This is a genomic window from Mangrovibacter sp. MFB070 (assembly GCF_000705335.1).
Classification (GTDB): domain Bacteria; phylum Pseudomonadota; class Gammaproteobacteria; order Enterobacterales; family Enterobacteriaceae; genus Mangrovibacter; species Mangrovibacter plantisponsor.
Genome location: NZ_JJMI01000024.1, coordinates 1 through 7528 on the forward strand (window position 1 = coordinate 1; position 7528 = coordinate 7528).

A 7528-nucleotide genomic window follows, 5' to 3' on the forward strand; every position below is an offset into this window, starting at 1 on the left:
GCAATCCCCGTTTTCGCGGGCGACCGGTGCTGCGCACTGCGTTCACCTCCGGGCAGTCAGCCTGCGGCCGGCTCGACTCGGCATCCATGCCTCGGTTCGCCTTATTCCGCCATCCGGGCGGAATAACCTTGTCTTCCTTTCTGCGGTTCACCGGTCTTACGCGACACAACCCTCGCTGCAAGTGGCGGGTTGTTTGTGTTGTCAGGTGTGGCTGGGGGATTTGTGCCTGGTCTGTCTTTGTGTGTTTTTTGTTGTGAGCATACAAACGGGTGTGGGGTGTGGCCTCTAAATCGTTGAGGCGTGCCTGGCGGGCCGGGGCGCTGGTGGTGAGAGAAAGCAGTGTGGCTGACACGGCGCGCAATTTGCTCAGTACTGGCAGAGTGGATTTCGTTCACCAGGCAGGTATGGCTGTTCCGTTTACCACCACGACTGGAACTCCCGCAGATTGTGAACTGCGGGAGTCAGTGCAAAACATTAGAACCAGGCTTCCCACATTGCGCCAACGTTGAAATCATCGAGTGTCTGGTCATCCGTACCGTTAACGTGCGCAGTACGTTGGTTATCCACCTGGCCACCCGTCACGTAGAAGCGCAACATCGGGCGGAATTCCGGCCCCATCGCGATAGAAATATTTTGCGAGAGTGTCAGTTTCCAGCCTTTGTTAGTACCACCCTGATCGTACCTGACTTGCTGATAACCTGCTTCCAGCCAGGTGGAGTGGACATCGTTCCACCAGTACATTGGGCGAATGATTGCACCATAGTTCTTACGGTTGTCAGTATTGTCTGTTTTATTGTCGTAGTCATGAAACGCCAGCAGATATTCGACCTGTGCGCGTTGTGAGAACTTGTGCAGGCCTTCGAAGCTGGCATAAACAGCAGTCAGCCCATCCGTTTTGTTGAACACGCTGTTATCGGAGTTATCAGAGTAACGGGCGATAATTTTATTCACGCCGCTGTCATTGGTGTGGCTCAGCACCACGCCACCTTGCCAGGCACTCATCCGGTCGTCGCTATCGATAGCTTTGGAATCAAACCCATAGTTGGCATACAGCTCCAGATCCAGTGGGCCAACTTTCATACCGTGTATTTTGGATGTCAGTGCGTAGTTGCCTTTATCGCCAGTGCCGGAGCCACCAGTACAGGTGATACGAGACGGGTTAGTTTCATCTTCCATAACTTCCGGGCTACAGGATTCCACCGCAGCCACGGTCGCGACATCAAACTGAACACCACTAATATCAAAATTTTTCACCCCGGCACCCTGGCCGTCGTGGTTCATCCAGAAATAGTCATTGATACCTTGTTGTGGCCGCTGATGGAAATCGCGGCCCGCCCAGAAGTAGGCGTTCGGGTTAGAGTCCAGCAGGTTGGTTACCCCTGCATAAGCTTTTTTCAGGTTAACTTCGTCGCCCCAATGGTCAAACATGACGTTAATGTCCCAGATGGCTCCGTTATCACCTTTAAATGCTTTGGAAAGCTGGAATTCACCCCCATTACCTTCATTACCAAGACGCCCAATGGCCGATGCACCATTATAGGAGCCATCCACACCAACATATTTCTGGTCGCCAGACTGAAAATGCGCACCATAGCGGGCATAACCAGTAAATTTCACGCCAAACGGAATCGCCATATCAGGCGACTGGGCAGCACTTTGTGGCTCGGTGATAACATCAGCCTTTTTGGCGGTTGCGGCATCTATTTTTGCCTGCCGATCTGCCAGTGCTTTATCAACAGCCTTTGCTACTATGGCGTCGATTTGTTCTTGAGTAAATTCTTGTGCAAGTACGGATATTGGGCAAAATGCGACCGTGACTGCCATTATTAGTGGAAGTTTTTTCATTTTCATTTGTAGCTATCTCATTATATTAAATTATTATTTTGGCAATAACCATCCTGTACTGGTATGCAGATTGTTTATCTGGCATCAGTATTCAGAAATGGACTTAGAGGTACAGAGTGTTAAAATACTACCGGAATAAATTCCCCATGATAAATGTTGTGGCTATTAATGCTGGTAAAGGTGAATGATCTCTTCAGATAATTCACGAGCCAATAGTGAATTCATTAAGTGGTCCTGCGCGTGAACCATAATTAATGTCATCGGTTGGCGGCCTTCTCCTGCATCCTGTTCTATCAATTTAGTTTGCATGTGATGCGCCCGGCGGGCATAGCCATCGGCTTCATGTAACAGTTTTTTGGCTTCGTCAAAGTCACCAGAGCGTGCAGCATGCAGGGCTTCGAAACACAAACTTCTGGACTGGCCTGCGTTGGTGATTATTTCCATTACAGCATCTTCTAATTCAACCATGATTAATTACTCCTCATCGAAACCATTATTAATAGCGGTAATGGCGAACCATTCGCCACTTTTCTTGATAGTGCGTTGTTGTGTGGCTAAATCCAGTTGTATAAAACCGTAGCGGTTTTTATATGCGTTGCACCACGACCAGTTATCAATAAATGTCCACATATGGTAACCAAGGCAATTACAACCTTCGCTAATTCCTTTGTGTAACCACTTAAGGTGGCCAGAAATAAAATCGATGCGGTATTGGTCGTTAATTTTTCCGTTTTCAATAAAGCGTTGTTCGTTTTCAACACCCATGCCATTTTCTGAAATAAAACATCGTGGGTTACCATAATTATCACGCAGGTTGACTAAAATATCGTAAATGCCAGGCTCATAGATTTCCCATCCACGATACGGATTCATTTTTCGCCCCGGCATTTCGTAATTATCAAATAACCATTCCGGCATAAACGGCGTTAATGGGTTCACAATGCTATCGCGGCATTTCACACGGCGTGGCTGGTAATAGTTAATACCCAGCAGGTCGATCGTTCCTTCAGCAATAGTGCTGCTGTCTTCCGCCTGGCATTTTGGTAACTGGTCGTAGTCTTTGAGTAACGTCACCAGGTCTGCAGGGTATTTGCCTCGCAGTACTGGGTCGAGAAAGCTGCGGTTAAACAGTAAATCCGCATGATGTGCTGCTTTTCGGTCCTCCGGATTTTGTGAGCGCGGATAAGATGGCGTGAGATTCAGAACGATACCGATTTCCCCCGCATAATGCCCTGCCCGGAATGCCTGAACAGCTTTAGCATGTGCCAGTACGGTGTTATATGCCACCGTTGCAGCACGGCGGAAATCAACGACATTCGGATAATGGAAATCATACAGATATCCACCTTCCACTGGCACAATGGGTTCGTTGAAGGTAAACCAGTGCAGAACACGGTCCCCAAAAAGCTCAAAGCAGATTTTTGCATAGCGGGCATAGGCATCGACAACTTCGCGGTTTTCCCATCCCCCCATTTCCTGCATTGCCATCGGCATATCGAAGTGGAACAGAGTAATAAAAGGTGTAATGCCCTGTTCAATTAACTCGTTAATAACCTGGTTATAGAAGGCAACTGCTTCGGGGTTAACTTCACCAATGCCATTCGGGATAAGACGTGCCCAGCTTAAAGATGTACGAAAACTGTTGTGATTAAGCTGTTTCAGTAACTGAATGTCGTCTTGCCAGTGACGGTAAAACTGGGACGTATCCTGAGGCCCTGTTTCCTGATGGAACCGGTTAGGTTGGCTGGCAAACCAGTGATCCCATGTGGTCTCCCCTCTACTGGTGTAATAACCTTCACCTTCACTTTGTAGTGCGGAGCTGGCGCTGCCCCACCAGAAATTTTCGGGGAATACATATTTCATTATTCTTACCTCTTCGTCTTAGTTGCTGATAGTTTCTGCTGCACCTACTCTCGCCTGTGTTTTCTGCTCTTCTGTTTTCATTAAAGAGCGCTCATACGCGCGCAGAAACGGAAGGTAAATCAGAGCAGAAACTACCATACAGATAAGGCACATAATCACCGGGCTGAGCGCCCAGTTAGCTGCCCACGACGCACCGATTGGTGCAGGTGTGGTCCAGGGGGTGAGTGACACCACCTGTTCCAGCCAGCCCAGCCGGGTTGCGGTATACGCCAGTACGGCGTTAACCAGCGGCACGCAGACGAAAGGGATAAACAGCATCGGGTTCATGATGATGGGGGCACCGAACAGGATGGGTTCGTTGATGTTAAAGAAGCTGGGTACTATACCCATTTTGCCGATGGTACGCAGATGTGTGGTGCGGCTGCGTAACAACAGAAAGGCCAGTGGTAAGGTAGAGCCCACGCCGCCAATCAACAGGTAATGATCCCAGAAGCCTTGCAGGTAAACATGTGGCAGAGCTACGCCTGCAGCCAGTGCAGCCTGGTTTGCCGACAGGTTAGCCATCCAAAATGGGTTCATGATGCCAGTGACAATCAGTGAACCGTGAATGCCCGCGAACCAGAATATTTGGCACAGTAGTACGGAGAGAAGAATTGCAGGTAAGGAGTCGGACGCGGAAACCAGTGGTTCCAGTAAGTGCATAATCGCCTGCGGAATAATCATTCCGGTTTGCGCTTCAATAAACAAGTTCAGTGGGTGCAATGTGGCAATGACCACCAGAACCGGAATCAGTATTTCAAATGAACGTGCCACGCCGGTTGGCACTTCTTTTGGCAGGCGAATCGTCACATTATTCTGCTTCAGCCATGCATAGACTCGGGTGGAGTAGATGGCGGTGATCAGGGCAGTGAAAATCCCTTGTCCGGATAAGTACTGAGTGGAAATTTTACCGTCTGCATACGGCGCTGCGACCAGCAGGAATGCCATAAATGCCAGCAGGCCTGACATTACCGGATCAAGGTTGAACTGGCGGCCAAGACTGGCTCCAATGCCAACAGAGATAAAGAATGTCATCACGCCCATGCTGAGATTAAACGGTAACATCAGCTGCTCGCGGTATGTCTGGGAAAAATCCAGCCAGCCACGGGCAAACGAATTAGTGGTATCAGCCGAAAAGGGTGGAAAGATAAATACCAGCATAAACGAGCCGATTATCATAAAGGGTAGCGCGGCAGTAAAACCATCACGAATCGCGATAACGTATTTTTGCTGCCCGAGTTTCCCCGCCAGAGGAGTGAGAGATTGCTCAATAAAGGCAATCATTGACTGATATAACGAACTCATGAGTTCACCTTACTTAGTGAGTCGCGTCGATGAGCGACAGAGCATAATCCAGTACCTTATCGCCACGCTGCATACCGTAATCCATCATATCGATGGCTTGCACCGGAATGCCCTGAGTAGCGGCCTTATCAGAGAGTGTCTTCAACATATATTTTACTTGTGGCCCAAGAAGCACTACCTGATATTGTGGAAACTGAGTGTCAAACTCGGAAACACCATATGCATCAATCTTGACTGGCAAATTTCTTTCTTCCGCCACCTCAACCATTTTCCTCACCAGAAGACTGGTGGACATCCCGGCAGAGCAGCACAGCATAATCTTGAACATTGACGACCATCCTCCAAAGACAGAAAGTTGTTTCGTTCATGATTGGATATCATATGGAAACCGGTTTCCATTTATATGGTAAGGAAGTGTGATAGTTATCAATTTCTACTAATTAATAGGGCGATTAATCGGATTTACATCACGAATTTTGACTATTTATGCGGCAATAAGCGTGTATTTGGAAAAACGGTTTCCATGAAAAACGGAAACCGATATACTGAAAAAAGTGGCACGATGAATTATTGCCGCATTAAGGATTACAGGGATTATGTGAGACTTGTCAGGGGAGAACGATGTCTACAATCAACGATGTATCGCGTCTGGCCGGGGTGTCTAAAGCCACAGTGTCACGGGTGTTGAGTGGTTCGCGCGGTGTAAAGGAAGAGAGCCGCCAGGCTGTACTAAAAGCAGTTGATGAGCTGAACTACCGGCCCAACGTGATTGCACAGTCGTTGTTGAGCCAGTCCACTGGCTGCATCGGTGTGATTTGTGCTCAGGATAACATTCATCAGACCACCGATTATCTCTATGCGCTGGAAAAGCAGCTCAGCGACCACCAAAAACATTTGTTGCTGCGATTTGCAAATACGAAAGCGGAAGTACTGCGCGCGCTCAATGAGCTTTCTTGTGGTCTGTGTGATGACATTCTGATTATCGGTGCGCGTTTTGCACTGAATATCGACCAGGAAAACGTCATCATGGTTGATTGCATGGATCAAGATAATGGGAACAATATTCAGTTTGATCATGCCTTTGCGGCGGAAACCGCCTGCAACTACCTGGCAAGCCAGGGGCGCCACCAGATAGCATTGATCCATCCGCTCAGTAGTGGTTTTGCCGAACAAGTGTTGCTTGGTTATAAGCAGGCACTGGAGAAAAACTTCCTGCCGTTTAATCGCAACCTGGTATTTATGGGCTCTTCCTCGTCTTCTGTTGCATTGCAGGAACTGCTTAACAATGCCAGCACTTTTAATTTCAATGCATTATTGGTTGCTAATGAGCTGGAAGCCCAGCGAGTGATTCCGCAATTGCAGGCGTTTAATAAATCCGTGCCTGGGGATGTTATGGTTTTCAGCCTTGCGGGTTCACTGAATTTGCCGGGGATACCGACAATTCCTGCAATTGAATATTCGATGGATGCGATGGCGGCAAGGATTGTGGCCTGGCTGGATGAAAAAACGCAAATGCTGGGGGGGTGTGTGCTCCGTGGCGATTTGATTATTCCGGATATGCGTAAGCGCTGAGAGTATGTGTGGTGGGGGGCGGTTCACTTTGCTTAGTGTAATGTGTCGCTGTTTCCATTCACTTCCAGTGTGGTGAAAGTTCCGTTCACTTGCAGTGTGGTTGTTTCCGTTCACTTGCAGTGTGGTTGTTTCCGTTCACTTGAAGTGATGGGGTTAATGTGGCTTCACAGCCGGTGAACGGGCAAAGGGGGCTCGCCCCCTTTGCAATCCCCGTTTTCGCGGGCGACCGGTGCTGCGCACTGCGTTCACCTCCGGGCAGTCAGCCTGCGGCCGGCTCGACTCGGCATCCATGCCTCGTTTCGCCTTATTCCGCCATCCGGGCGGAATAACCTTGTCTTCCTTTCTGCGGTTCACCGGTCTTACGCGAACAGGCCTCGCTGCAAGTAGCGGGTTGTTTGTGTTGTCAGGTGTGGCTGGCGCGGCGCGCAACTGGCTCTGTGCTGGCAGATTATTGTTACAGTGGTGACTGTTTCGTTCACTTGCAGTGTGGTTGTTTCCGTTCACCTGAAGTGATGTGGTTAATGTGGCTACACAGCCAGTGAACGGGCTAAAGGGGGCTCACCCCCTCCGCAATCCCCATTTTCGCGGGCGACCGGTGCTGCGCACTGCGTTCACCTCCGGGCAGTCAGCCTGCGGCCGGCTCGACTCGGCATCCATGCCTCGGTTCGCCTTATTCCGCCGTCCGGGCGGAATAACCTTGTCTTCCTTTCTGCGGTTCACCGGTCTTACGCGACACAACCCTCGCTGTGAGTGGCGGGTTTTTTGTGCTGTATGGTGTGGCTGGGGGATTTGTGCGTTGTCTGTTTTTTTTGATTTTTGCTGAGATATTACAGGCGGGTGTGGGTGTGGCCTCTAAATCGTTGAGGCGTGCCTGGCGGGCCGGGGCTGCCTGCAGGACGCAGGC

General features: G+C 49.5%; 6 protein-coding genes. 1 reads left to right on the forward strand and 5 read right to left on the reverse strand.

The window, feature by feature from the left end:
- Window positions 1–474 precede the first annotated feature (474 nt).
- From DT73_RS12045 to DT73_RS12065, 5 genes are all read right to left on the reverse strand, one after another.
- The gene (locus tag DT73_RS12045) at window positions 475–1851 is read right to left on the reverse strand and encodes a carbohydrate porin (protein WP_036108905.1); all 1377 of its coding nucleotides are present in this window, start codon (window positions 1849–1851) and stop codon (window positions 475–477) included.
- Between the two features lie 159 nt (window positions 1852–2010).
- A complete protein-coding gene (locus DT73_RS12050; RefSeq protein WP_036108907.1) occupies window positions 2011–2313 on the reverse strand; it encodes a PTS lactose/cellobiose transporter subunit IIA in 303 nt (100 codons plus the stop codon).
- 6 nt (window positions 2314–2319) lie between these two features.
- A complete protein-coding gene (locus DT73_RS12055) occupies window positions 2320–3708 on the reverse strand; it encodes a glycoside hydrolase family 1 protein (RefSeq protein ID WP_036108909.1) in 1389 nt (462 codons plus the stop codon).
- Window positions 3709–3726: 18 nt separating this feature from the next.
- Window positions 3727–5052 (reverse strand): PTS sugar transporter subunit IIC, encoded by a 1326-nt coding sequence (locus DT73_RS12060; RefSeq protein WP_036108912.1) that lies wholly within the window; start codon window positions 5050–5052, stop codon window positions 3727–3729.
- Between the two features lie 13 nt (window positions 5053–5065).
- On the reverse strand, window positions 5066–5380 hold the full coding sequence (locus tag DT73_RS12065; protein WP_036108914.1) for a PTS sugar transporter subunit IIB: 315 nt from the start codon (window positions 5378–5380) through the stop codon (window positions 5066–5068).
- A 293-nt stretch (window positions 5381–5673) separates the two neighbouring features.
- On the opposite strand from DT73_RS12065, the gene DT73_RS12070 reads away from it, so the two are divergent.
- The gene (locus DT73_RS12070) at window positions 5674–6624 is read left to right on the forward strand and encodes a LacI family DNA-binding transcriptional regulator (RefSeq protein ID WP_036108916.1); all 951 of its coding nucleotides are present in this window, start codon (window positions 5674–5676) and stop codon (window positions 6622–6624) included.
- Window positions 6625–7528 lie beyond the last annotated feature (904 nt).

Coding starts and splice junctions, on each gene's coding strand:
- DT73_RS12045 (WP_036108905.1), bottom strand. CDS start 1,851: ATGAAAATGAAAAAACTTCCACTAATAATGGCAGTCACGGTCGCATTT.
- DT73_RS12050 (WP_036108907.1), bottom strand. CDS start 2,313: ATGGTTGAATTAGAAGATGCTGTAATGGAAATAATCACCAACGCAGGC.
- DT73_RS12055 (WP_036108909.1), bottom strand. CDS start 3,708: ATGAAATATGTATTCCCCGAAAATTTCTGGTGGGGCAGCGCCAGCTCC.
- DT73_RS12060 (WP_036108912.1), bottom strand. CDS start 5,052: ATGAGTTCGTTATATCAGTCAATGATTGCCTTTATTGAGCAATCTCTC.
- DT73_RS12065 (WP_036108914.1), bottom strand. CDS start 5,380: ATGTTCAAGATTATGCTGTGCTGCTCTGCCGGGATGTCCACCAGTCTT.
- DT73_RS12070 (WP_036108916.1), top strand. CDS start 5,674: ATGTCTACAATCAACGATGTATCGCGTCTGGCCGGGGTGTCTAAAGCC.